The 25,952-nt window shown below is 33.5% G+C and carries 26 protein-coding genes, 1 pseudogene and 1 riboswitch; of the genes and pseudogenes, 17 read left to right on the top strand and 10 right to left on the bottom strand.

The features are described 5' to 3' along the window. The first annotated feature begins 101 nt into the window (after nucleotides 1-101). Nucleotides 102-1,490 (top strand): class II fumarate hydratase, encoded by a 1,389-nt coding sequence (gene fumC, locus U860_RS0113795; protein ID WP_025148982.1) that lies wholly within the window; start codon nucleotides 102-104, stop codon nucleotides 1,488-1,490. 51 nt (nucleotides 1,491-1,541) lie between these two features. Here fumC and U860_RS0113790 read toward each other — a convergent pair whose 3' ends face one another. The 3 genes from U860_RS0113790 to U860_RS0113780 all read right to left on the bottom strand — a co-directional run bounded on the left by U860_RS0113790 (nucleotide 1,542) and on the right by U860_RS0113780 (nucleotide 4,061). Continuing rightward, nucleotides 1,542-2,891: an FAD-binding oxidoreductase gene (locus U860_RS0113790; RefSeq protein ID WP_025148981.1), complete on the bottom strand. Its 1,350-nt coding sequence runs from the start codon at nucleotides 2,889-2,891 to the stop codon at nucleotides 1,542-1,544. A gap of 147 nt (nucleotides 2,892-3,038) precedes the next feature. Next, complete coding sequence (locus U860_RS31510) at nucleotides 3,039-3,410, bottom strand: hypothetical protein (RefSeq protein ID WP_240184469.1); 372 nt, start codon at nucleotides 3,408-3,410, stop codon at nucleotides 3,039-3,041. A gap of 234 nt (nucleotides 3,411-3,644) precedes the next feature. Next, nucleotides 3,645-4,061, bottom strand: coding sequence for a PH domain-containing protein (locus tag U860_RS0113780; protein WP_205206315.1), 417 nt, complete (start codon nucleotides 4,059-4,061; stop codon nucleotides 3,645-3,647). A 613-nt stretch (nucleotides 4,062-4,674) separates the two neighbouring features. Here U860_RS0113780 and U860_RS0113770 point away from each other — a divergent pair. Both U860_RS0113770 and U860_RS0113765 read left to right on the top strand, forming a co-directional pair. Next, nucleotides 4,675-5,439, top strand: a complete 765-nt coding sequence (locus tag U860_RS0113770; protein WP_025148979.1) for a DUF2087 domain-containing protein — start codon at nucleotides 4,675-4,677, stop codon at nucleotides 5,437-5,439. Between the two features lie 233 nt (nucleotides 5,440-5,672). After that, nucleotides 5,673-7,082, top strand: a complete 1,410-nt coding sequence (locus U860_RS0113765; RefSeq protein WP_025148978.1) for an MATE family efflux transporter — start codon at nucleotides 5,673-5,675, stop codon at nucleotides 7,080-7,082. Nucleotides 7,083-7,330: 248 nt separating this feature from the next. Here U860_RS0113765 and U860_RS0113760 read toward each other — a convergent pair whose 3' ends face one another. Next, nucleotides 7,331-8,029, bottom strand: a complete 699-nt coding sequence (locus U860_RS0113760) for a peptidase E (RefSeq protein WP_025148977.1) — start codon at nucleotides 8,027-8,029, stop codon at nucleotides 7,331-7,333. Between the two features lie 408 nt (nucleotides 8,030-8,437). On the opposite strand from U860_RS0113760, the gene U860_RS0113755 reads away from it, so the two are divergent. The 7 genes and pseudogenes from U860_RS0113755 to kdpA all read left to right on the top strand — a co-directional run bounded on the left by U860_RS0113755 (nucleotide 8,438) and on the right by kdpA (nucleotide 13,705). Next, nucleotides 8,438-8,836 carry a DUF3942 family protein gene (locus U860_RS0113755; protein WP_025148976.1) on the top strand — a complete coding sequence of 133 codons (399 nt, stop codon included), beginning with the start codon at nucleotides 8,438-8,440 and terminating at the stop codon, nucleotides 8,834-8,836. 130 nt (nucleotides 8,837-8,966) lie between these two features. Further along, on the top strand, nucleotides 8,967-9,383 hold the full coding sequence (locus U860_RS0113750) for a BlaI/MecI/CopY family transcriptional regulator (protein WP_025148975.1): 417 nt from the start codon (nucleotides 8,967-8,969) through the stop codon (nucleotides 9,381-9,383). Between the two features lies 1 nt (nucleotide 9,384). Beyond that, nucleotides 9,385-10,197 (top strand): M56 family metallopeptidase, encoded by an 813-nt coding sequence (locus tag U860_RS0113745; protein WP_025148974.1) that lies wholly within the window; start codon nucleotides 9,385-9,387, stop codon nucleotides 10,195-10,197. A 54-nt stretch (nucleotides 10,198-10,251) separates the two neighbouring features. After that, nucleotides 10,252-10,362, top strand: a pseudogene (locus U860_RS33320) (cytochrome c biogenesis protein CcdA); the annotation flags it as partial. Nucleotides 10,363-10,386: 24 nt separating this feature from the next. Then, nucleotides 10,387-10,941, top strand: a complete 555-nt coding sequence (locus U860_RS0113735; RefSeq protein ID WP_025148973.1) for a TlpA disulfide reductase family protein — start codon at nucleotides 10,387-10,389, stop codon at nucleotides 10,939-10,941. A gap of 14 nt (nucleotides 10,942-10,955) precedes the next feature. Then, nucleotides 10,956-11,639 (top strand): prolipoprotein diacylglyceryl transferase family protein, encoded by a 684-nt coding sequence (locus tag U860_RS0113730; protein WP_025148972.1) that lies wholly within the window; start codon nucleotides 10,956-10,958, stop codon nucleotides 11,637-11,639. Nucleotides 11,640-11,794: 155 nt separating this feature from the next. Beyond that, nucleotides 11,795-11,937: riboswitch (cyclic di-AMP (ydaO/yuaA leader) on the top strand. A 100-nt stretch (nucleotides 11,938-12,037) separates the two neighbouring features. Next, complete coding sequence (gene kdpA / locus U860_RS0113725) at nucleotides 12,038-13,705, top strand: potassium-transporting ATPase subunit KdpA (RefSeq protein ID WP_025148971.1); 1,668 nt, start codon at nucleotides 12,038-12,040, stop codon at nucleotides 13,703-13,705. Nucleotides 13,706-13,776: 71 nt separating this feature from the next. Here kdpA and U860_RS0113720 read toward each other — a convergent pair whose 3' ends face one another. Further along, nucleotides 13,777-14,322 (bottom strand): XRE family transcriptional regulator, encoded by a 546-nt coding sequence (locus U860_RS0113720; protein ID WP_002171312.1) that lies wholly within the window; start codon nucleotides 14,320-14,322, stop codon nucleotides 13,777-13,779. Nucleotides 14,323-14,470: 148 nt separating this feature from the next. Here U860_RS0113720 and U860_RS0113715 point away from each other — a divergent pair, with 148 nt between their 5' ends. Continuing rightward, on the top strand, nucleotides 14,471-15,814 hold the full coding sequence (locus tag U860_RS0113715; protein ID WP_025148970.1) for a D-serine ammonia-lyase: 1,344 nt from the start codon (nucleotides 14,471-14,473) through the stop codon (nucleotides 15,812-15,814). A 67-nt stretch (nucleotides 15,815-15,881) separates the two neighbouring features. On the opposite strand, the gene U860_RS36405 is transcribed toward U860_RS0113715, so the two are convergent. Continuing rightward, nucleotides 15,882-16,049 carry a hypothetical protein gene (locus U860_RS36405; protein ID WP_240184470.1) on the bottom strand — a complete coding sequence of 56 codons (168 nt, stop codon included), beginning with the start codon at nucleotides 16,047-16,049 and terminating at the stop codon, nucleotides 15,882-15,884. Between the two features lie 250 nt (nucleotides 16,050-16,299). Between U860_RS36405 and U860_RS0113710 the strand changes: the two genes are divergently transcribed. Further along, the gene (locus U860_RS0113710) at nucleotides 16,300-17,547 is read left to right on the top strand and encodes a DUF445 domain-containing protein (RefSeq protein ID WP_025148969.1); all 1,248 of its coding nucleotides are present in this window, start codon (nucleotides 16,300-16,302) and stop codon (nucleotides 17,545-17,547) included. Between the two features lie 30 nt (nucleotides 17,548-17,577). Here the strand turns inward: U860_RS0113710 and exsE are convergent, their stop codons facing one another. The 4 genes from exsE to U860_RS0113690 are packed head-to-tail and all read right to left on the bottom strand — an operon-like array spanning nucleotide 17,578 to nucleotide 20,522. Then, the gene (exsE, locus tag U860_RS0113705; RefSeq protein WP_025148968.1) at nucleotides 17,578-18,534 is read right to left on the bottom strand and encodes an exosporium protein ExsE; all 957 of its coding nucleotides are present in this window, start codon (nucleotides 18,532-18,534) and stop codon (nucleotides 17,578-17,580) included. Continuing rightward, entirely contained in the window at nucleotides 18,531-19,601 is a 1,071-nt protein-coding gene (locus tag U860_RS0113700) for a hypothetical protein (protein ID WP_025148967.1), read from the bottom strand. The genes exsE and U860_RS0113700 overlap by 4 nt, the downstream gene beginning before the upstream one ends. After that, entirely contained in the window at nucleotides 19,594-20,037 is a 444-nt protein-coding gene (locus U860_RS0113695) for a hypothetical protein (RefSeq protein ID WP_025148966.1), read from the bottom strand. The genes U860_RS0113700 and U860_RS0113695 overlap by 8 nt, the downstream gene beginning before the upstream one ends. After that, nucleotides 20,034-20,522 carry an RNA polymerase sigma factor gene (locus tag U860_RS0113690; protein ID WP_071730900.1) on the bottom strand — a complete coding sequence of 163 codons (489 nt, stop codon included), beginning with the start codon at nucleotides 20,520-20,522 and terminating at the stop codon, nucleotides 20,034-20,036. The genes U860_RS0113695 and U860_RS0113690 overlap by 4 nt, the downstream gene beginning before the upstream one ends. Nucleotides 20,523-20,798: 276 nt before the next feature. Here U860_RS0113690 and U860_RS0113685 point away from each other — a divergent pair, with 276 nt between their 5' ends. From U860_RS0113685 to U860_RS0113665, 5 genes are all read left to right on the top strand, one after another. Continuing rightward, nucleotides 20,799-21,437 carry a response regulator transcription factor gene (locus U860_RS0113685; RefSeq protein WP_025148965.1) on the top strand — a complete coding sequence of 213 codons (639 nt, stop codon included), beginning with the start codon at nucleotides 20,799-20,801 and terminating at the stop codon, nucleotides 21,435-21,437. Between the two features lie 4 nt (nucleotides 21,438-21,441). Next, nucleotides 21,442-22,542, top strand: a complete 1,101-nt coding sequence (locus U860_RS0113680; RefSeq protein ID WP_025148964.1) for a histidine kinase — start codon at nucleotides 21,442-21,444, stop codon at nucleotides 22,540-22,542. Between the two features lie 136 nt (nucleotides 22,543-22,678). Continuing rightward, complete coding sequence (locus tag U860_RS0113675) at nucleotides 22,679-23,617, top strand: ABC transporter ATP-binding protein (RefSeq protein ID WP_025148963.1); 939 nt, start codon at nucleotides 22,679-22,681, stop codon at nucleotides 23,615-23,617. Nucleotides 23,618-23,652: 35 nt separating this feature from the next. After that, nucleotides 23,653-24,762 (top strand): ABC transporter permease, encoded by a 1,110-nt coding sequence (locus tag U860_RS0113670; protein ID WP_025148962.1) that lies wholly within the window; start codon nucleotides 23,653-23,655, stop codon nucleotides 24,760-24,762. Between the two features lies 1 nt (nucleotide 24,763). Next, nucleotides 24,764-25,909: an ABC transporter permease gene (locus tag U860_RS0113665; RefSeq protein ID WP_025148961.1), complete on the top strand. Its 1,146-nt coding sequence runs from the start codon at nucleotides 24,764-24,766 to the stop codon at nucleotides 25,907-25,909. Nucleotides 25,910-25,952 lie beyond the last annotated feature (43 nt).

Here is a 25,952-nt window from a genome sequence, read left to right as displayed (position 1 = left end):
CAGAAGGTATTTTTTTATGTATGAATGAGAATTCTTATCATTCGAACGAAAGTCTGTTAAAATAAGAAATGTAAGTATTTTATTTTCAAGGGGATGAAAAAATGGAGTACAGAATTGAAAGAGATACATTAGGAGAAATGAAAGTTCCAGCTGATAAATTATGGGCAGCACAAACGCAACGTAGTAAGGAAAATTTTCCAATTGGAACAGAGCATATGCCGCTTGAAATTGTAAAAGCATTTGCGATTTTAAAAAAGAGTGCAGCGCTTAGTAATCAAAAATTAGGGAAGTTATCAGAAGAGAAAGCGCAAGCAATTGTGGAAGCTGCTGATGAAGTTATCGTAGGGAAATGGAATGAACATTTTCCACTTGTAGTCTGGCAAACAGGTAGTGGTACACAATCGAATATGAATGTGAATGAAGTAATTGCAAACCGTGGGAATCAAATTTTGAAAGAAAAGGGATCTGACGTACATATTCATCCGAATGATGATGTGAACATGTCTCAAAGTTCAAATGATACATTCCCAACAGCGCTTCATGTAGCGTGTGTAATTGCGGTAGAAAATCATGTATTACCAGCTATTACGAAATTAAAAGAAACGTTAGCAGAAAAAGTAACTGCATTTGAACATATTATTAAAATTGGTCGTACGCATTTACAAGACGCAACACCGTTAACGTTAGGGCAAGAAATTAGTGGTTGGCACCGTATGCTTGAAAAAACAGAGCGTATGATTGCAGATAGCAATACATATATGAAAGAATTAGCAATTGGTGGTACGGCAGTTGGAACAGGAATTAATGCGCATCCTAAATTTGGCGAGATGGTAGCAGTAGAAATTAGTCAATTTACAGGTAAACAATTTGTGTCTGCATCAAATAAGTTTCATGCGCTAACGAGTCATGATGAAGTTGTATTTACACATGGAGCATTAAAAGCATTAGCGGCTGATTTAATGAAGATTGCTAACGATGTGCGCTGGCTTGCAAGTGGTCCACGTAGTGGTCTTGGGGAAATTACTATTCCTGCAAACGAGCCAGGAAGCTCTATTATGCCAGGTAAAGTAAATCCAACGCAAAGTGAAGCGTTAACAATGGTTGTCGCACAAGTTATGGGGAATGACGCAACAATCGGATTTGCTGCGAGCCAAGGTAACTTTGAGTTAAATGTATTTAAACCAGTTATTGCTTATAACTTCTTGCAATCTGCTCATTTATTAGCTGATGCGATTGTTTCATTCAATGACAAATGTGCAGTTGGTATTGAAGCAGATGAAGAAGTAATTAATGAAAATGTAAATCGTTCATTGATGCTTGTAACAGCGCTAAACCCACATATCGGATATGAAAATGCAGCGAAAATTGCAAAGCATGCTCATAAAGATGGATTAACTTTAAAAGAAGCAGCACTGCAATCGGGATTACTAACAGAAGAGCAATTTGATGAAATTGTAGATCCGAAAAAAATGATTGCTCCGAAAGAATAATGGAAGAGGCCAAGGTTCTTAGTTTAGAATCTTGGCATTTTTTATTGTATTTCAGTTTTTAATTGCTTGCGGGAAGGTAAATACGTTTAGTGGGTCATATTTTTTATTTATTTTTCTTAATTTGTTTGCATGTGTTCCGTAGTAAGCAGTCATGTAATCTTGTAAACGACTGTACGGAAAGTTGACAAATGAGCCTTCTGTTATGGATTCAATATGCTCAAATCGTTTTTCTAACCATTGTACATTATCTTTTTTTAAGATTGGATCTTCCCATATAGATTGAAGCCCGATAATATAATAGGCATCTCGGTAATAAAAAGCAGTTTCATCTTTATTTATGTCTTTTACTTTCCCACCTAGCGGATAGAGGCTTATCGCTGCAAAAACACTGCCGGTCGCTCTTTTTTGAATAAGACTAATGATTTGTTCTATTTCTTCCTCATTATATTGTTTCTGCACGAATCGTCCTGCAGATTTAAATTGTTCAGAGGGTGGATATGAAGACTGTACGATTTCCATTGCCTCGAGAAAGCTAATATATTGTAAATTTGTTGTTACACCGTCTATATGAAGTAAATCTTGTAAAATGATATTAGCTTCTTCTGGTGTCCCGTAAAATAAACCTCGTCCATATATTGCTAGTCCTTCTGTAGCTGAATTATATATACTTGCACCAATAGTCATCTTATTATTTAAATCTACTAACCAATTTTGCCATACATGAAGAAATTCCTTTTGGATGTTTACTGAAGCATTTGGCCAATATAGTTCAACTAAAGTAACTTTATCAACTTTTGGAGGGAGCTTAAAAGTTAGCGAAACGACAATGCCAAAGTTTCCGCCACCAGCGCCGCGGCAAGCCCAAAATAAATCTTTATGGCAAGATTCATTAGCTGTAATTACGCTACCTTTATAGTCAATCAATTCTAGCTCAATTAAATTGTCGCAGCCAAGGCCGAAATATCTACTAGAGTAGCCCCAACCGCCACCTAACGTATATCCACTTACTCCAACAGTTGGACAAGTTCCCCCTGGAAATGGGTAACCTTTTGAAGAAATAAAGTCATAGACTTGTTTATTTTGAGCACCTCCTTGAATTTTTATTGTATTTTTATCTTGATTAAACTGGATGCAGTTCATTCTGCTTATATCGATTACAAGGACGTTGTTGCCGATAGAATACCCTTCGTAATGGTGCCCGCCAGACCGAATGCGAATAGCAATTTCATTTTTTCTTGCCCAAATAATTGCATTACTAACATCCCATTTTGTATAGCAATAAACAATAGCTAAAGGGAATTTTTGAACAGCACGATTCCATTCTTGTCTAGCGTCTTCATATTCATAATCATATCGTGTAATAATTTCACCTGTTAATCCTTCATAACTTAACTCATACATGATAAGCACCTTTCATTCGTTTAGAGTAAGAGTTCACTTTTTTAGAAATAGTGTATGTTCGTATTGTTTGTTGGTGATGGAAAGATAGAGATATCTTTTTGGAATAAAAATAGGCTAACTTAGAAATTAGTTAGCCTGAGCGAGCGATTAATATTTAAACGGAGGTTCTGTTTGTAGATAATATCCATTTCTTACATGACCAGTCCAATTCGCAAAAAATTGTCGCCATGAAACACTACTAAAAAATGCATCTATAGATTGTGTTTCGGAATTCCAGTCTAAAATTAAGAATGGTGTATTTCCTAATTGCCAAATTCCTCTGTTCACGTCGGTTCCAGTTTCGCGAATTAATAGGAGTGGTAGCCCATATTGATATCCCATAGCTGGTTCAATTTGAGAGAAGGGAGTTCCTTCCCAAAATGGTGTTTCGGGTACAAATGGTCCAACGTTAGTTTTTAGACCTTGTACAAAAAAACGTTGGAAATCTACAGCTACGAGACCGTAACTTGATAAAATCATTCTTCTTATGCTCGTTAAAGGTGATTCAGGGTATTGATCGCTTCAAGGGAAAAGAAGAGCTTGTTCAATTCAAAAATGAGCCTGTCTAAAAATTGCTGTTGTAGTTGATTAAGTGTATTTACAGTACTTAAAAATACAGGAGTATGGACATTAGAATAAAAATATAATTGGCAAATATATTAAAGAGCTTTTAGAATAAGCTTTACCCCACTAATAGTATGAACTAGTGGGGGATCAATCGAGTACTTTCATATGTGGGCAGTTCTCTTTTAAGTATGAAATGAATTGTTCCTCTTCTTGCGGTACAAATGATGTTACTGAATCGAATAGATTATAATAAATTTCTAATTGTTGTCTTGTCCATTTTTCGGAATAAAGTTTTTTACCAGAGTATTTAATGTGACGTATATCTTCAAACGGAATTTCAGTGCGGAGAATGAATCCATGTTTAATAACAAGAGATGATTCCGTTATTTTGTAATGAGAAAAATAAAAAGAAGAGAGATTCACGATATTTAAAAGCATCATAAGAGTGAAAAAAATAGAATTCTCATTTTGAAAAAATAGAGAAATGAAGAAAACAACGATAAGCAATGAGAGAAAAATGATATTGAATGGATTTTTTTTCGTTTTAAATTTCAAGTCAGTCACCTCGTTATACCAATCATTAAAATAATTAAATCACAATATAATAATGAAACGTAAAATTATGCAATATTGCATAATTTTACGTTTCATTATTCGTGTAAACTTTTTTGATGGGATAAATTTAAATGAAGTTTTTCAACAGTGGAGTTGCATAAAATGACTTGCAGAAAAAGAGTTAAAGTAATAGTCATAATTAGTTGTACGATGATCATTAGTGGTTGTTCAAATAGATTTGTTGAGGATGGAAATGGAAAACATGTATTTGTACAAGCAAGTAAAGTTTTAATAGAGGTTATTTATAAAATATATAAGAGGTAAAAAGGTGTTTCCGCATATGGAAACACCTTTTTTGTAGTTAAAATTGAGTGCTGGAAGGATCTTGAATAGTAGTCATGTTTTGCTTCACATCCCATAATAATTAGTTTTTAAAATACATTCGCTTTTCGGTGTGATAAGTCCTTTTTGTATCTTCGAATAGATATTTTTATAAAAGTTTATAAAATAGGCAAACGGAATGTTGAAATGTTTATTTTCATTATGTTAAGATGATGAAGTGATAATAAACGATATTATAATTTGTTTGTTTTTAAATAAACCTTTTGGAGGAATGTTTAGTATGGGTGATATTTCAGAGAAGTTTTGGGATGCGTCGGTAGGGGAATTGAAGAAAGGGTATGTGTTTGATACGGAAGCAGAAGAATATATTTGCTTAGCTTGCGGAGAGACATTTATAAAAGGGGTTATTTATCAAGATAATCAAGTTTTGTATGAAGCAGAGAAGTTTGTACAGTTGCATATTCAAAACGAGCATACGTCTATGTTTGATTATTTATTAAATCTAGATAAGAAGTTTACAGGTTTAACCGATTTGCAAAAGAAAATGGTTCAATTCTTCCATATGGGACTTAATGATAAAGAAATTGTAAAAGAGATGGATGGCGGGAGCACATCAACAATCCGTAATCATCGATTTACATTACGGGAGAAGATGAAGCAAGCAAAAGTATTTTTAGCATTAATGGAATTATCAGAAGAAAAATCAAAAGTTCAATCTAAATTTGTTCCGATTCACAGAACAGCTACGATGGTAGACGATCGCTACAATATTACAGAAGAAGAAAATGATGAAGTGTTAAAAGCGCATTTTATAGAAGGATTAGATGGACCGCTGTCTAAATTTCCTAAAAAGCAAAAACGTAAATTAATTATATTGCGTCATTTAGTGAGAAAGTTTGATAGTAATAAAAAGTATACTGAAAAAGAAGTAAATGCAGTTTTAGAAAATGTATATCCGGATTTTGTGACTTTAAGAAGATATTTAATTGAATATGGTTTTATAGATAGAACAGCTGATGGAAGCCAATATTGGGTGAAATTATAAGAAATAGAGAAGGAAAATGAATAGAAGCACATAATTAAAACAACTACACAAAGAGATAGAAGTTAAAGAGAGTGTATGGAGTGAATAGTAAGAGTACGATTTGAAGTGTTAGAAGTTAATATTTTAACGAGCAGACAGAATTGAAAAATTAGAAGAGAAATGGTTGGTGCAATTTCAACCATGTGGAGCACGGATATGGCCGTGTGATCTCGAATTAAAAGGAGAAATGAAATTTGAAACCACCTACAGATAACAATAAAGAAGGTGTAGAGTCACAAAAGTCAGAAAAGGAAAAGAAACCGATATGGAAATCGATGTCCATGTTTTTAGTTCCGTTACTATTAAGTAATGTATTACAATCAGTAGGACAATTATTTGGTATGGTAGTAGTAGGAAGATGGCTTGGGGTAAATGATTTAGCTGCTATATCGGCATTCTTCCCGTTATTTTTCCTACTCGTTTCATTTGTAATTGGAATTGGTTCTGGTAGTTCTATTTTAATCGGTCAGGCGTTTGGTGCTAAAAATGAAGAACGTTTAAAAGCTATCGTTGGTACGACGCTTACGTTTACTTTTATTATCGGAGTCGTGTTGGCGATAGTAGGAAGTGTGTTTGCACTGGATATTATGCGCATTATGGGAACACCAGAAAATATTATTGATATAAGTGTACATTATGCACGTATTTTATTTATATCTATGCCAGTTTTATTTTTATATTTTGCGTATACAACTTTTATGCGAGGGACGGGAGATTCCAAAACACCATTTTACTTTTTAATAGTTAGTACAGCACTAAATATGTTATTATTACCGATCCTTATTTTTGGTTGGTTAGGACTTCCGCAATTAGATGTTTACGGAGCAGCCTATGCTTCGGTTATATCTACAGTAATTACTTTTATTGTCATGCTAATGTATTTAAAGAAGAAAAATCATCCACTACAATTAGATGGGACAGTAAGAAAATATCTTCGTATGGACTGGGAGTTATTAAAGTTATTGTTACGCCTCGGTATTCCAGCGAGTATTAATATGATATTAGTTTCATTATCAGAAATCGCGGTAATCGCATTTGTAAATCGGTATGGTTCAGATGCAACAGCGGCGTATGGCGTTGTGAACCAAGTTGCAAGTTATGTACAAATGCCAGCGGTTAGCCTCGGTATTACAGTATCAATTTTTGCAGCGCAATCAATTGGTGCGAACCAATTTGATCGATTGCAGAAAGTTGTTAAGGCCGGAATTATTATGAATTACATCATTGGTGGCGTATTAATATCACTTATTTACTTGTTCTCAAGAGATATTCTAGCACTATTTTTAACGAGTCAAAATACAATTGAAATTGCTCATAGCCTAATCATGATTACATTATGGAGTTACTTAATTTTCGGTCATGCACAAATTATTAGTGCGACAATGCGAGCAAGTGGTATAGTACTATGGCCAACTGTAATCGGTGTTGTATCAATTTGGCTTGTTGAAGTACCTGTGGCGTATTATCTTTCTTACCATACGAGCCTTGGCATAGAAGGGATATGGATTGGGTATCCAGCTGCATTCATCGTCAGCTTAATATTACAGTATGCATATTATAAGCTTTCATGGCAGAAGAAACGAATTACACGATTAGTAAGTTAGAAGATGAAAATGAGGTGTCCGAAAAGTCGAACTTTTTGATGAGGTGATGCCCTTTTGATTTCGTACAATAGTAAATGGGATTATATCAATAATTTTTCGAATATATCTATCATAACTTGCAATATATCGGCAATTAGACAAAGTATATCGATTTGCCAACAAATACTGACAAAAGTAGCAAGGCTATAAAAAGAAGAGGCGGTGCCAAAATATCATTTGGCACCGCCTCATTTTTTGTTAGTAAATGTCTATAAATAACTTTTCAAAGTTATGTCAAAATGTTGTCTAATGAGTTTTCCATTATTCATATAAAACTCCCAAGCTTTCTCTGGTTCACCGATAATTTCAAATGAATCTTCTGTAATATATAAAGCGCAATTATCTTCTAATGCAATGCCCTCTATATGAACTTGGTGAGTTTGTAAAAACGTATGGAAGGCATTCATTCTATTTAATTGATTGTAATGGGGGCAAAATCTTTTGTTAACAATACTCCAGCCACTACTTTCTATATAACCAGAACCTTCATAATCTGAACGGATGCTAGATGTGAACCAGCACATAGCACCGGCACTATATCCTGCAATAAGTGTTCCATGTTGTAAAGCAAATAGTAACTTTGCATCTAGTTTATGTTCTTTCCATTGTTCCAGCATTTGAACGTAATTCCCACCGCCAAGATAAATTAAATCGGCAGAATGAATCATCTCATCTATTTCATATTTAGTAGGTGTTTCGTTTATAATACGTAAAATTTGAACCTCACAATGTAATTGTTTTTCAAACGTTTCTAAAAATAATTTTATATAGTCTTCATCATCATGACTAGCTGTTGGAATAAATAATACTTTTGGGTATTGTTTATTTGTTAATTTTATAAGTCGTTCATTAATATGCAAGTGATTTGAATCTTGTAAATCACCGCCACCAATGACAGCTAATTTCATAGGAAAGCACCACCTAATAATATTTGTTATGTAAAAATTCGATAGCGGGGAGTTACATTCCTTCTGTGATTTAATGAATTAACAAGTAGAATGAATAATAAAAAATACAGTTTAAAATATATTGAAATAGTAAGGGCTGTCGGTAGCTGTAGATAGCAAGGGATTAGAAGCGGTTTATTGATATATAATACTGGATACTATCGTTTCAAAGTATGGAAGTAATATGGTTAAATGAATATAACGACGTATTAATTAATATTGAATGAGCTTTTATAGTTAAAAGGTGCGGGAAATACCAGAGAATTTACAAAAGTGGCTTTTACTTTTTATAGGAACTTATTTTATAATATGGTAAATTTATACCAATATATTTATTTGGTATGAAATGAAAAGAGGGAGCGTGAAAGAGTGGATTTTCGATTTGAATTTACAACAAAACTGAGAGAATATTTAGATGATGAGAAGGATGAAAAAATAATAAAGGATGGACACAGAGATATAATTTTTCAGTATTTATATCCTTTAGAGAGTGAAATTGGCTTTGTTAAAAATCCTAATTTTACTTTTTTGGCATCAGGAAGACGTTCACATATAGTATTAGAAAATATTGAATTTAAAACAGAAGTAAACGTAGAAAGTAATGTAATTGAAATTACAAAAGTAGTGGATAATGTCGTTATTCCATTGGATACTATCGTAGCAAAGGATCGGGAATTATTTGCACTAGGGCGTAATGAAAAATTTAGTGTGCAAATATTAGAATATTATCTCTTTGAGACATTTGGTGAGAAGTTAGGTTTACAATGAACCTAACAAGGTACAGACTAATAATTAGTGGAGATTGGAAAAACACTAATTAAAGTATCAGCTTATAACATTCATGTTTGACCTTTTATTTATTTCGTACTACAATCTGTAGTGTGAAAGGAGTTATAATATGTTTACTCAAAACTACAAGTTAAATGAGCAAGGATTAAATCACTTTTTCGGACCGCTTGAAGCGAAAATTATGGAAATTGTTTGGTCTACTCAAGGTATTACTATTAAAGAAGTACAGCAAAAATTAAGTGAAGAATCCCCGGTGAACTTTAATACTGTAATGACAGTTATGAACAGATTAGTAGAGAAAGCACATTTAGAAAAACATATTGTGAAAAGAAGTGGTATGTATCGTGCTGCACGAACGAAAGAAGAATTTTTATCCGATCAAACGAAGAAAATGACGCAGGAATTAATGGGTGAATTTGGGGATCTTGTTGTGAGTCATATGATAGATGAGTTAGAGCAAGCTGATCCGTCTTTAATAAAAAGGTTAGAAGAGAAATTAAATCAGCTAAAAAAAGAGGATCGATAACATGATGTGGCAAATGCGTAAAACCGTTTTGTTAGCAGTGAGTATTAGTGTTCTTTTTTTTAGTATGTTAGTATACTACGTCACATACCCATTTCTTTTTCAAAATAAAGCATTTTTTCTTTCACAGTTTTGTTTATTTGAATTGCAAAAGCATATGAGGGAACTATCAATACTCCGCATTATGATGGCTGGATTACTGTTATTTACTGTATTCATTATAAGTAAAAGAATTTGGAAGCAGTTTTTTTATAGTAAAAGATTGAAGAAAAATCTCGTGTCTATTACAAGAAAAGGAAAGCGAGTATACGTATTATCGACGTTACAGATTACAGCATTTACAATTGGGTTATTTCGACCGAAAATTGTAATTTCAGAAGGGATGTTTCAGTCGTTTTCAGAGGAAGAAATTGATGCGATTGTTTTACATGAGGAGTATCATCAAAAAAATCGAGATCCATTAAAATTATTTTTCTTTACACTGTTAGCAGAAGGAATGATGTATATTCCTGTATTAAAAGGGATGCTACAGCGTTATCATGTGTATCAAGAGCTATCAGCTGATAAATATGCGATGCAAAAAATGAAATCTTCATTCGAGCTAGGTAGTGCGTTATTAAAATTAATTAAAATAAAGACGATGGAAAATAAATGTATTACAGCTTCATTTGCGAAAACCGCAATTAATTTACGGATCGAGCAAGTGTTGAATGAAAAAGTTGTTAAGCTCAATATACCATTACATACAAATTCAGTATATGTTACGTTAGGGCTATTTTGTATGTCGATTGTACTTATTGTCGGAGAGTGCATATAGCCTCTTTTTTTACTTATTAGCACTACAATTTGTAGTGTAATATGGAGGAATAAAATGAATGCAGCGGATCTAACAATTTGGCTAGTAGTAGGGACAGGGGTACTTTCATTTATATCACCATGTTCTTTACCGCTATATCCATCTTATTTATCATATATTACAGGATTTTAGAAATGAGGAGGAAGAAAAGTGAAGAAACTAATTGCTATTATACTAGCTGGGGCACTAATTTGGGCAGGAGTTAACTTTTATAATACTAAGAAAGAAGAAAAAGAAAGAAAAGCGAAACAAGCGGAGTTACAAGAGAAAGAAGTATTACCACAAGTGGGATTTAAAGCGCCGAACATAACATTAAAAGGATTAGATGGAAAGCTTTATTCGTTAAATGATGCAAAGGGAAAACCATATATTATTAATTTTTGGGCATCATGGTGTGGCCCATGTGAAATGGAGGCTCCTGACTTAGTTCGTTTGTATGATAAATATAAGAAGGATGTTGAAATCTTTGCGGTAAATGCAACTATCGGGGATCCAGTACAAGAAGCGAGCGCATTTGCAGATCGTCACGGATTTAAATTTCCTGTTCTATTAGATATGGATGGAGTAGCTGGAATTGATTATAAAGTATTCTCGTTACCAACGACATTTTTTGTTAATAAAGATGGAATTATAGCAGATCAAGCACGAGGGGTATTACCTCCAGATCAATTAGAAGAGAAGTTTAAGAAATTAATTGAGAATTAAGAGGGGATTTTATAGTGATGGAGTGGATAGTGAGGTTACAACCAGTATCGCTTATAATAGGAAGTCTATTTGGATTTATACTGATGAAACGAAAGATGAGGCACCAAAATGTATCATATGAAAAAATGATGGATGTTGTAACAAATGCTTTTCTTATCATCGTATTTGTATGGAAATTTGCACCGGCAATTTTAAATCCAGTATGGGCAATAGGATCGCCATTGCAAGCGTTATTAGCTGTAGGAAGTATTCAGCACATTATAGTGGGGTGCATAATTGCAAGTATATACATTGTTTGGAAAAGTAAAAAGAAGCAATTTTCGCTTCGTATTTTACTTGATGCATTGCCTTTTGGACTATGCATGAGTATTATTTTTTATTTTCTATTTCATCAAAAATTAGGTGTACAAACTACAGTGCCTTGGGGTGTGAAAATATATGAATCTAAATTTTTATATCATCCTATTTTCGTGTATGAAATTGTACTCGCACTTTGTATAATAGGCTCGTTATGGTTAAAGAATGAAAGATTAGGAAATAGAAAGAATATAAGCTTCTTTCTAATCTGTGAAGGAATAGCTCATATACTCCTTTCGCTAATTAGTGAACAAAACTCGATTCTATTGGGTCTGTCTATACAGCAAATAATGAGTTTTTGTGTTATTAGTTTAGGTATTTTGTTAGTGCCAAAAAAATAAAAATAGCCATGTACGGAGAGCATCCGTGCATGGCTATTTTTAATAGTTATTTTGTAATAGTTTGTTGTAAAAAGAGAATTATATTTCTCTCTTTACAAGTACAATTCAGAGGAGTATATTTACAGACAGAATAGCTCAATTTGTATTTGGCAGCCGAATATGTATCGCTTAATCCATTATGGAGCGGGGGAACCAAATTTGTGCATATGGCATTAGGGGTGAATCCTTTTTATAGGTAGGGCTAATCTCAAGGTCCGAATCCGACAGCTAACCTCGTCAGCGTTTTGAGAGGGGGGACTTGTGTATATAAAACACTAGGTGCAACCTAGTGTTTTCTTTTTTTATTCTCTTAGTAGCAAAAAATGAAAATATGTATTCTTAAAGAGAGGGAGAAAAGAATGAGCTGGTTTACAAGTCTAATTACAATTGTTCTATTCGTGTTAATCGCAAAACCTATGGGAGATTATTTATATAACGCTTTTCAAAAGCATCATTCATTTCAAAAAGTATTTGGACCGATAGAAACAGTATTATTTAAAGTGACTGGAGTTAAAGGTCATAGTCAAAGTGGTAAAAGATATATTTTTTGCTTATTAATGACGAATTTTTCTTTTATTGTAGTCGTATATGCTATTTTTAGGTTACAAGGAATATTGCCGTTAAACCCTAATCATTTTGAAGGATTAGAACCTACTTTAGCTTTTCATACAGCGATTACGTTTATGACGAATGCAAATTTACAACATTATGGTGGTGAAAGTAGTTTATCGCATTTTTCTCAAATGATAGGCGTAACGTTTATGATGTTCGCGGCTCCAGCAACTTCAATGGCGGTAGGTATTACATTTATTCGTCTATTGGCTGGGAAAAGAATTGGGAACTTTTTTGTTGATTTTGTTCAATCTATTATACGTGTACTTCTGCCGATTGCGTTTATAACATCATTGTTATTTGTATTATTAGGAGTACCGCAAACCCTTGATCCAACAGTAACTGTGAAAACGGTAGCAGGAACAATACAAGAGCTTCCACGCGGGCCGGTAGCTTCTTTATTATCTATTAAAGAACTAGGTGACAACGGTGGCGGATTTTTTGGAACGGTTTCTGCACACCCTTTCGAAAATCCTAATATGGTCAGTAATGTGTTGCAGATGGTATTACAAATGCTAATGCCAATGGCGTTTCCATTTGTATATGGGAGAATGGTCGGTAATCGAAAGCAAGGACGAATGCTTTTTATATCAATGCTTATTCTTTTTATAATTGGTTTCTCGGTTCTTGCTACGACTGAATTAAAGGGGAATCCGCTGTTAAATCAATTAGGATTAGAAAGCTCACAAGGAAATATGGAAGGGAAAGAAACGCGTCTCGGTGTTATTTCTTCAGCTCTTTACGCGAATGTTACAAGTGCCTCTGGTACTGGTGGGGTCAATACGACTCATGACACGTTAACGCCAATTGGAGGGATGGTCCCGCTTGTAAATATGCTTTTAGGAGCAGTGTTTGGTGGTATTGGAGTTGGGTTTATGAATATAATCATGTATGCGATGATTGCTGTGTTTTTAGCAGGATTGATGATCGGCCGTACACCGGAATTTTTGAATAAGAAATTGGAAGGAAAAGAAATGAAGTTAATCGCGATTACGATTGTATCTCAGCCATTACTTATTCTTGGAGCGGCGGCAATTGCTTTTTCGACTTATCATGGAACGGATGCCATTTCCAATCCTGGTTTTCACGGTTTAACTCAAGTAATATATGAATATACGTCGTCAGCTGTTAATAATGGATCTGGATTTGAAGGGTTAAAAGATAATACACCGTTTTGGAATCTTTCAACTGGTATTGTAATGTATATTGGTAGGTATTTTGGAATCATTACAATGCTTGCTGTTGCAGTAGGGCTTAAAAAGAAGAAGATTATTCCTGAAACGATAGGAACCTTTCAAACTGATACTCGTTTATTTGGCGGGATTTTGTTAGGGACAATATGTATAGTAGGTGCATTAACATTTTTACCAGTGCTCGTACTTGGCCCAATTGCTGAATTTTTAACGATAATTTAACTATATCATGTAATAAAGAAGGGTAATCCGTGTTTTTTAGGATTACCCAGTTTTCATTTTCATAATATGAACTAAAAAATCGGCGGAGTAACAGAAAATAAAACAATTGCATTTTTCTCGAATTGATTCACCCATTTATGCTTTAAATAAGCCGGTATTTTTACACTATCACCAGTTTCTAATATGTATTCCTCGTCGTTTAAATACAATGTAATTTTTCCGTCTAATACGAATGCTAATTCTTCTCCTTTATGTTCTAAAAGATTTTCTGATGAAGAAGTATTTGGAGGAACAGTCATAATTGCTGTTGCTAAATTTCCTGTGAAATCAGGCGATAACAATTCATATGATAAATTATCAATAATCATTTTTTTTCGTTTATTAGAACGAACGATTAAATCGTCTGTATTTGTTTCTTCAAGTAAAAAACTAAATGTTGGAACATCAAGAGCTTTTGCGAGTACCTTTAATGTTTGAATGGAAGGATTAGCCGAACCACGTTCAATTTGACTAAGCATAGATGGTGTAATTTCAGCCAACTTTGCTAGTTCTTTACTAGTTAACCCTTTTTCTTTTCTTTGTTTTTCAATTTTTTTACCAATATCTATATTTTCCATTATAAATTCTCCTTAATAATTATTAAATTACATTTAAATAAATTAAATTAAAATTAACTAAAACTGAATTTTGTGTTAAACTATATTAAAATTAATTCAATTATAATTTATTGTATGGCTAGCTACAAGGATATGAGGAGGAAGAGGAATGAAGGAGATAGAGGCATTAAAAGAACGATACCCACTATTAAACAACCTTATTGCAACGGAAGAAGTATTTTGGGTGAACTCGAATACGAAAAAGTATGAAACGGCGATAAAAGGTTCACCGCTTAATGAAGAAAATGTAAAAGATGCAGAAGAGAGGTTAAAACGCTTCGCACCATATATTGCAAAGGTTTTTCCTGAAACGCAAGAAACGAGCGGAATTATAGAATCTCCTTTAGTGAAAATACCTTCTATGAAACAATCTTTAGAGAAAAATTACGGGCAACCTATTTTAGGAGAATTATTATTAAAGTGTGATAGTCATCTTCCAATATCAGGGTCAATAAAGGCAAGAGGTGGCATTTATGAAGTGCTGAAACATGCTGAGCAATTAGCTTTGCAGCATGGAATGTTAGCAGAGAAAGATGATTATTCAATTTTAGATAGTGATAGATTTAGAGGGTTTTTTGCGAAGTATTCAATTGCAGTAGGTTCTACAGGGAATTTAGGACTAAGCATCGGTATTATGAGTGCGAAATTAGGTTTCAATGTGACTGTTCATATGTCAGCAGACGCAAAAGAATGGAAAAAAGATTTATTAAGAAGCAAAAATGTAAACGTTATTGAATATGAAGCTGATTATAGTAAAGCGGTAGAAGAAGGGCGTCAACAAGCAGATGCTGATCCTAGTTGTTATTTTGTTGATGATGAAAATTCACATGATTTATTTTTAGGATACGCAGTAGCAGCGTCTCGTTTGCAAAAACAATTAGAAGAGTTAAAAATTGTAGTAGATGAAGAACATCCTTTATTCGTTTATCTTCCGTGCGGAGTCGGTGGGGGCCCTGGTGGAGTAGCATTCGGTTTAAAGTTATTGTATAAAGACAATGTTCATTGTTTCTTTGCTGAGCCTACGCACTCTCCATGTATGCTACTAGGCTTAATGACGGGGCTTCACGATAAAATTTCCGTTCAAGAAATCGGCATTGATAATGTAACAGATGCTGATGGACTTGCGGTAGGAAGACCATCAGGATTTGTCGGTAAAACGATGGAACCGTTTTTGAGCGGGAATTATACAGTAAGCGATGCAGAGTTGTATAGATTGTTAAAAGAACTGGCTGATACTGAAAACATATACTTAGAGCCTTCTGCGTTAGCAGGTATGATAGGTCCGTTAAATGTATGTAAAGTTGAAAATGAGTATTTACAAAAACATCAGTTAACGGAAAAGGTAAAGAAAGGCACACATATTGTGTGGGGAACTGGTGGGAGCATGGTTCCAGAAGAAGTAATGAGTGGGTATTATAAAAAAGGTGTGGAATTAATGTTAAAAGAAAAATGAGGCTATTTACAGCCTCATTTTTCTTTTATTTATATGGAATGTTTAAAAAATAGGGAGGAGTAAATTATTATGACGAGTGTAAAAATAAAAGCGTATAGCAAATGTCCAACAAGGCCAGTCCTATCCAGTCTCCTAGCCATTTAGAAGTGTTACCTAAAATAATAGGCATAAATGAATGAGCAATTCCGGAAAATGTACAAGTAAGAAATGTTCCCCAAAGCTTTCCTAATAAGATAACTAACCTTGGCCAAAGGTATCCTCTAAATATAATTTCTTCTTCAAAACCAATATTAATTAACTAGTAATAAAGATAATAAAACATTTCTAAATAAAGCCCATATATTTTTTGATACTTATATGAATCATTATAAAAACTTTGTTATTTTCACCCTAGTTCTTTATAGTATAGATATAAAGGATTGCTAATATTGATTAAATATAATAAAAAAGCTTTATTTTATATAATAAGAGGATGTGTGTATACAATGTCATTACAGACAAAATATATAGCAGGTATTTCGCTTGGAGTTATGGGGGTAGGCTTTGCGGCTTCTATCCCTTTTCAAGGAACGGTAGCAGGAGAAATTATACAAGGGGGATTTGAAGCAGGATTAGTCGGTGGGCTTGCGGATTGGTTTGCAGTTACAGCTTTATTCCGTCATCCGCTGGGAATTCCGATTCCACATACAGCATTATTACCTAAAAATCGGAAGCGGGTAACAAAGGGGCTCGTTTCTACGTTAGAAAATGAATGGCTGACGAAAGAAAGTATTACAAGTAAAGTAAAAGAAATGCAGCTAGCACAAATGGTACTGCAAATTGCTGAAAAAGAGTTGCAGTCTGATGCTGTGAAAAAGGGGATTGTAACGATTGCAGAGAAAGCTATTGTTACAATAGATACGGAAAAGCTAGCTGTTATTATTGAAAAAGAATTAAAAACGTATTTGCATACAATTAATACAAGTAACATTTTACAAGTGCTTGTTGATCAATTAGTTGTGCAAGAATATGATGAACATACACTTGATTACATATTAGTAAAAGTGAAAGATTGGACAGCACAAGATGAAGCACGTTACCAGCTTGGAAGCTTAGGAATGAAGGCGATGGAAAATATAAAAGTAGATGGATTCTTACAGTTTACTTTGAAATCGTTTATGAATATTGTAGATGAAGATAAAATTGGCGGCATTTTGCAGAAGTTTATCATTAGCAATATTAACAGCTTACAAGATGCTGATAATAGTACGAGACAACTTATATTAGCGAAAATTCGTCAAGAAATTATAAATGTAAAAGAAAATGAAGCTTTATTACAGGAATTAGAGAATTGGAAAGAAAAATGGATTGCCAATTGGAATGCTACTGACAAAATAAAAGAGATGCTAGAGCAAGTACAACAAAGAGCAGTTACCTTTGTAAACAATGAAGAATTTGCGGATAAATATGTTATTCCATTTTTACAAACACAAATGAATAAAATAAAAGAAGACGAACAGACTGTTCAAAAAATAGAAGATTGGTTACAAAAACAAGTTGTTAATATTGTTGAAAATAACCATTCGAAAATTGGAAAGCTTGTGCAAGAAAACCTTGATAAGTTAGATGATAAAACATTAATTGAAATGATTGAAAATAATGTTGGTAAAGATTTGCAGTGGATCCGTGTGAACGGGGCTGTTTGTGGCTTTATGATTGGATTAGTGTTAGAAGGAATTAAAGCGATTATTTGAGAAAAACCTTCCACAAATGTGGAAGGTTTTTTACTTTTCGATAACGCTCATATTTAAATTATAAGCCTTCTCAATATTTAATTTATACGTCCCATTTCCTGTTTTAATTGAGTTTTTATACCAATGTTCTTGTTCGTTTAATTCAGGATTGTCTTCTGAAGTATTATCTTCCTTTTTCGTTAAATCTTCTACTTGTTCCCAAGGTGTGTTTCCATGAGTTTCTTTTTGATTTGTTACGGCTGTTAAAGAAACATCACTTTCTTTTGCTAAATGAACAGATACGCTTGAACTGTTTTGTACAAACCAATTATTTTGTAATTGACCTGGATAAAGAGATAGTTCGTTATTTGAAGCACGAATTTCTACATTTTTATTTTGTGGAAGAACGAGTGTTGGTTTCACCTGTGGTGAAGAGTTAAATAACGTATGCTGAACCGGTAATGATTTTAAAGTTATATACATCGTTTCTCCAGCTGTTTGAACTGAAAGGAAATCCTCTCGTTTTAAATTTAGTTTTTCATTTGCTTTCGTCGTCATTTCATATGTTCCAAATAGATGAATTTGATTTGTATTATTTCCCTCTATCGTTAGTGGATGCTGCCCCGCATCCACTACGATTTTTTTGATAGATTCAGGTATATCAAGTTGTCCATCTGGAATATTACTCGTTTGCCTAGTTGTGTTAATAGAATGACGAACTTCTTCTAGTAATCCAGTTGATAATAAACAGTAAAAAGCAATTCCAACGCTTCCTAAAACTCCGATAAAGAAAATACTAAAAATATCATATTTAATAAATGATTGTTCCTTCTTAGAAAATAGAAGGTATAGTAAAATTTCAGCACCAAGTATGATAAGTAAAACAGGCCACCACGCTGTCAATGTATCTAGTACTTGAGTACCTTTAATAACTGAAAATAGTAAGAAGCAACCTAATGCAATAATAGAAAGCCCCATTGAAAATGTTCCAACGCGCCATGTTCTCATTCTTTTGTACCACCTTTGTTTTCTTTATTTCCAAGTAACAATTTAAAGCCGCCACCAATTAAAAGGAGCGCAACGATAGATGTTTGGAAATATCTATAATACAGTTCGCTAAGATGAATATTAAATATAGTTGCAAAATAGTTGTCCAAAATAGGAAGGAGTGTTTGATCTAATAAATAATAACCACCTAATGCTATTAACCCAATGCCGATCCATCTTTGATGATTTATGAAATAATCGATAATAGGCTCGTCATTTACACGTTCTTTTCCATATTTTGCTGTTTGCTGTAATGTGTCAAAAAAGCTATAAAACCAAATAATTGGTACTAAAAATAAAAACGCAGAGAGTCTTAATAAATCGAGTAAATAAATAGATAGTAAAAAGGCTGCCATAAGCTGAAGACCACGGCGTTGCAAGCCTAAATACATATGTCCTGCTCCAGGGAACATTGCCAAAATAGAAGCGAATGTTTTACTTTTCTTGCCTAGTTCTCGATGTTCTTCAAAATCTTCGAAAATAGTACGATCATCTAGTTGCTCACCACGTTCTTTCTTCTGTAGTTGCTGAACAACGTCAAAGAAGTTATAAATCCATAAAACAGGTAGCGTAATAAGGAAAATAAGGAAACCTTCTTGATGAGTTAGTAATGTAACAAATACAATCATGCTACCTAGGCCTGTGCATGCAACTAAAAATGTAAGACCACGCTGCATAAGTCCTAACTGAAAATGTCCAAGTCCAGGGATGATTGATAGGAGAATGATATAAAATCTTTCACTTTCTTTAGTAGTTTCTAGATTTTGTTCTGCATCTTGTTTTTGTGATTGATTTATAAGAGTAATGACTAAGTCAATTAAATTGATTGTCCATAAAGCTGTAAATAAAAATAGGAGAAGAAAAATAATTTTATGATCTCCGTAGAGAACTGTAATACCTGCTGTAGCAATAAATAGTAATAAAGCTCCTCCGCTATATAAAATAAACCGTCCTATCTTTTTTAAATATAAATGTCCAAGCCCAGGAATTAGCCCTAATACAAGTGCTAAAAAGGGATTTTTATTCATGCTCTGAACCTCCGTCCTTTTTTGATGTGTCTACCACTTTGTTTACAATTTGTTGTGAGATAGAAGTCTCATTATGTTTTGAAGATTTCTCGAAATTTGATGTCGCTGTAAAAATAGAGTGGAATAAACCACTTACCATAAAAATAATTGTAGCCGCAGTTGCAATTATGTAATGAATAATCGTGCGCTTTAGAGAGTTTGTTTTTATATTTTCATTAGGTTGTAGCGTTTCAAAATTAATTTGCGTCATAACTTCGTTCGTAAATGAATCATCACTTATCATTGGAAGGTTTTCGTGTTGTTCATCAATACTTTCCATATAAAGTGCTAAACAATGATCACATTCATAAAGGTGTTCTTCCATAGACTCACGTTCATTGCTAGCTATAAGATCTAGCGTATAATTGCTCCAATCCTCTTTTGTATAATGCGTCATAGAAACTCTTCCTCCTTCCAATGTTTTTTAATCCATTTTCTTGCCCTATACAGTTTCATTTCGACTGTTTTCACTTCGATGTTTTCCTGAAAAGCAATTTCTTGATAGCTTTTTTCCTCTAAGTAATGCGCGAGAACAACATCACGGTAATTTTCCGGAAGTTCTCTTAGTTTTTGAGCAATCAATAATTTTTGCTCTTTCGTCAATAGTAAAGCTTCAATGTTATGAGAGGATTTTATATTTTCCTCAGTTTCTTTACATAAGGAGAGTTCTTCGTGTTCTCTAGCTTTCTTCCTCTTATAATCAATAGCGTGATTAGTCGCAATACGTGCCATCCACGTTTTTAATCCGCGAAATTGATAGTTAGGGAGAGAGGTATGAATTTTTACGAATACTTCTTGTGTAACATCTTTAGCATCTTCTTCATGTCTTAAAATAGAAAAGATAACTTGAAAAATATAATGACGATATGTTTGTACAAGGATACGAAAAGCATGTTCGCTTCCTTGCTGTGCTTTTTCAATTAATTGTTTTTCCTCAATCGGTCTCTCCCTCCTTTTTGACGCATTCTATTATATAGACGTAAGAAATGATAAGTCACCCTACACATGTTGTAAAAAAAGAATAATATATTTTTTGCAGGAGGGCTATATGAAAAAGGTGTGAAAAAATGGTAGAGAGAAGTATATAATGAGCAAGTAGGAAATGTTACACGGAGAAAGGATGTGAATGTTAGTCGGGAGAGGTCCATACTAACAAATATGAAAATTAAAATATTAATAGCAGACGATAATTCTTTTATTAGAGAAGGCATGAAAATTATTTTAAATACATACGAAGAGTTCGAAGTTTTAGAAACTGTAAATGATGGAAAAGAGGCTGTAGCGTATTGTAAAAAGCATGAAGTTGATATTGTGCTTTTAGATGTTCGTATGCCAAACATGAATGGGGTAGAGGCGACGAAGTTAATTTGTGAAGAGACAAAAACGAAACCTCTTATTTTAACGACGTTTGATGATGATGAATATATTTTGGACGCAGTGAAAAACGGAGCGAAAGGTTATTTATTAAAAAATAACGATCCGGAGCGTATTCGTGATGCAATAAAAGGAGTATATAACGGCCAAACTGTTATGCAAGATGTGGTGCTTGATAAAATTAAGAGTAATTTACTAGAAAATAAAGAAACGGAGTCTAAAATAGATAAGAGCCTTTTCACAGAAAGAGAGCTTAGTATTATCGCATTAATTGCAAAAGGATTTTCGAATAAAGAGATTTCAAAGCAACTTTTCATATCAGAAGGAACGATTGCAAATTATATTACATCTATTTTAGGGAAAACTGGACTTGAACATCGCACACAAATTGCGATTTATTACTTAACAGGGAAAGTAGATTAATGATATGGAATTTTGGTTAACTGTAAGTAAACTTATTGTCTTTTTATATATAGTGTTCAGCTACATTCATTTAAATGTTACGAACTTACCGTGGATTATACTTACTTTGCTTATATATCTTTCTATAAATGTGATGATTTCTATATTAAAAAAAGATACGTACAATAAGGCTTTAATCTGCGTGTCAGTTGGCGTAATCATACTGTTTACGTGGAAGATTCATCCGTTTTTTATTTTGTTTTTACCTTTGAACTTATATGAAATTGCAACTTATTATATAGAAAAGAAATGGTTAATCTTTTTCATTATGATCCTTCCTATTATTTTTATAGGTGAAGATATTCAAATGACGTATGGACTTATTAGTGCATTTTGTTTTTTTTCCTTAACGATAGCCCACCGCTATATAGCACGATTATTAAAACTCGAAATGCAAAATGATAAAATGAGAAAAGACATACAAAGACTTACGAAAAGTTTAAATGAAAATAAAGATTACATAAGGCAATCAGAATACACATTTAAGTTGGAGGAGAGAAATCGATTATCTCAAGAAATTCATGATAAAATTGGTCACTCGATGACGGGTGCACTTATTCAAATGGAAGCAGCGAAGAGATTAATGGAAATAGATAAAGTGAAATCTGCTGAGTTATTACAAAATGCAATCCATATTTCGAAAGACGGCATTGAAAGCATTCGGATTACATTAAAAAATATGAAGCCACCAACAGAGCAAATTGGTATTCATCGTATGAAATTATTCATAGAGGAATTTGCCGGTAAGCATGATGTAAATATTCCATTTGTATATAAAGGGAATTTAGATATGATTTCTCCAATTCAGTGGAAGATTATCGGTGAAAATGTTACGGAGGCGTTAACAAATGCGATGAAATACGCTGATGCGACAGTCATCTCAATAGATATTCACGTGTTGAACAAGGTGATTAAAGTTCAAGTAAAGGATAACGGGAAAGGTGCAGTTCTTGTTAAAAAAGGTCTCGGTATTATGGGGATGGAGGAGAGAACAGCGTCTGTAAACGGTAAAATTATTGTAGATGGGACAAGTGGTTTTTCAGTAACAATGTTGTTGCCGATATAAGGGAATGGGACGAAGATGAATCATCTCATATGAAAAAAGTGAATAATCTCATGTGAAAAGAATGAACTTCTGCACTGAGCAGGTTCATTCTTTTTGTTTATAATAACAGCAGAGAAACCGAAATAGGGGTGAAATGATGAACACATTGGAAATTAAAAATTTAACGAAAAAATTTGGTGACTTCATCGCGGTAGATAATATGTCTTTATCTATTAATGAAGGAGAAATATTTGGGTTTTTAGGATCAAATGGTGCTGGTAAGAGTACCACGATAAATATGATTGCTGGATTGTTAAGAAGTAATGAAGGTGAAATTAGCATACTAGGAAAAAATATAAAGAAAAATAATCGATTTGCGAAAATGAACATCGGTATTGTTCCGCAAGATATAGCAATATACGAAGAGCTAACTGCCTATGAAAATGTGAAATTCTTTGCCGGATTGTACGGACTAAGAGGAGCAGAGTTAAAAGCGAGAGTAGAGGAAGCACTTCAATTTGTGGGGCTTAGTGATAAACATAAAAGTTACCCGAAAAACTTTTCTGGCGGGATGAAAAGAAGGCTGAATATTGCTTGTGCAATTGCACATAGACCGAAGTTAATTATTATGGATGAGCCAACAGTTGGAATTGATCCGCAGTCAAGAAACTATATCCTTCAGTCTGTCCGAAAATTAAATGAAATGGGTAGCACCATTATTTATACGAGTCACTACATGGAAGAAGTAGAGGAAATCTGTACGAAAATAGCAATTGTAGATCACGGTAAAGTGATTGCAGAAGGAACGAAAGAACAGTTAAAAGCGATTATTACAGATACGAAAGATATTTGGATTGAAGTAAAGTCAGTAGAAAATTTAGACGTTGAAAAATTAAAAGAGATAAATGGTGTGAAAGCTGTTCAAATTGAAGAGAACGTAATTAAAGTAAATTCTGATGCAGGATTAAATAATTTAAATAAAATTATTCAACACTTTATTAATCATGACATTGAAATTCGTTCGTTAGAGGAGCAGGCTCCGAACTTAGAAACAGTATTCCTTACATTGACTGGAAGAAACTTACGAGATAAATAAAGTGATTTTAAGAATAGAAAAGGGAGGTTCATCGATTGAACATCTTCAATATTGCAGTTATGCACATTAAAAGAGATTTCAGAGACGTAAGAACTTTAGTTTTTATGTTGGCATTTCCGATTGTGCTTATGCTTGTATTAGGAACAGCGTTAAGTAACGCATTTAATAGCGATAGTCATTCGATTAAAGATATACAAGTGCTTTATAAAGATGAAGCGAGTAGCACGTTTTCTCAATCATTTGAAGCGTTTACGAAAGAAGTCGATAAATCGGGTATTCATTTTAAAAAAGCTTCCGAAGGTATAGATGGTAAAGAAGAAGTGAAGCAAAATAATTATGCTGCATATGTAGAATTAAATAAAGATGGTGCGAAATTTTACGGAAGCGACAGAAGTAGTATTGAGGGAAGTATTGTTGAAGGAATGCTTACGACATTTGTTGATAAGTACAATGTAGCAGTTGAAGTTGCAAAAGTAGATCCGAGTAAGGTTAGTGCAGTTATTTCAAACGGAAATCATAATGATTATATTAAAGAAACATCTTTACATGCTGCTAAAAAACCAGGTTCTATGGATTACTATGCGGTTGTAATGACGACAATGATTGCGCTGTATGCTGCAATGGGGGCGAGTTTTTTAATTCGAGGAGAACGGGTGCGTAAAACAGGAGATCGTTTAATTGCAGCACCTATAAGTAAGGCTGAAATTTTCATTGGGAAAGTGCTCGGTAGTCTTGTAGCAAATGCACTTTGTCTATTACTCGTTGTTTTATTTAGTAAATTTGTTTTTCAAGCGAATTGGGGCGACCATCTTGGAATCATATTTATTATTTTACTAACAGAGGTCTTTCTAGCAATTAGCTTCGGTTTAGGGATCGGATATATTACAAAAACAGGTGAGGCATCTAGAGCAATTATTATGGTTGTTGTGCAATTAGCTTCTATTTTTGGTGGTGCTTATTTCGTAGTTGAAGAAAATGTCGTTACGAATTTATCGCCATTAACGTGGGCAAACACAGCCATTATGAAAATTATTTATGCAAATGACATAGGGGCGGCACTGCCGGTAATATCTTTAAACCTCGGAATTTCAGCACTCTTTTTATTAATTGCGATTATTGCATTACGTAGACGGGAGGGGCTATAGTATGGAAGATATTTTATGGCTCATACAAAAAACGTTATCTGTACTTCTAAAAAATAAAAAAGGGTTACTAATTATTATTAGCTTGCCGATAATAGGAACGCTTATCTCCTTTTCGATATATGGAAATGTGGGGCAAGGAACGTTAAATATCGGGGTAATAAATAAAGAAAATCAGCCTATAGCAAATGATACAGTGAAATTTTTAGAAGGATTAAATCATGTAAATGTAAGTAAAGTTAAGGAGTCTGAAGTAGAAGATAAACTCACTTCAAAAAAACTTGATGGTGTTATTACATTAGAGTCCGGTTTTTCGGAAAGTGTTCGAGAAGGGAAACCGAGCCATATTGAGATTTCATCGATTAAAGGCGATCAAGTAACGGGGTTTATAAAATCATATTTATATAACTATGTTGATAATATCGCTGCGATTAGTAAAGTGGCAGGGACGGATCAAAGTACGTTTAATAATATGTATGCAGGGTATCAAAAAAGTTCATTTAAAGTAAAGGCTGAGACACTTGAAGATACTTCGAAAAATAAAGATATGACAAATCAAACGATGGGCTATCTTATCATGTTTATGCTATTTTCAGCGGTAAACTTATCAGGATTTATTTTAAAAGAAAAAGAGAACAGAACGTATTTTAGATTACTATCAACGCCGATTGACGGAAAGAAATTTATATTATCTAATGTCGCAGTAAATATGATGATATTAACAGTACAAATTGTAATTGCAGTATTATTTATGACGAATGTTTTTCACACAAATATTAATATGCCTTTCATAGTGATGATTGGTGTACTTATGATATTTGCTTTAATCGCAATTGGTTTATCATTAGTCATTGTGTCGTTTTCGAAAAGTTCGACTGCTTCAAATGCAATGCAAAATATAGTGATAGTACCGACATGTTTATTAGCGGGATGTTATTTTCCATATGACATCATGCCGAAAGCAGTACAAAAAGTAGCTGATTTCCTTCCACAACGCTGGTTACTAGACACCATCTCAAAACTACAGCAAGGAATTCCGTTTTCTGAGTTGTATTTAAATATTTTAATCTTATTCGCCTTTGCGATAGCATTCTTCTTAATTGCGATTTATAAGTTTGGAAGAAATAATGATGCAAGGAACTTCATTTAATGAAAAAAGGTGTGGCGTAATGCCGCACTTTTTTTGTTCATAA

The sequence above is a fragment of the Bacillus sp. H1a genome (genome assembly GCF_000633475.1).
In the GTDB taxonomy this organism is placed as follows: domain Bacteria; phylum Bacillota; class Bacilli; order Bacillales; family Bacillaceae_G; genus Bacillus_A; species Bacillus_A paramycoides.
Note: the sequence above shows the minus strand (reverse complement) of the source record. Positions and strands in the feature narration are given on the sequence as shown.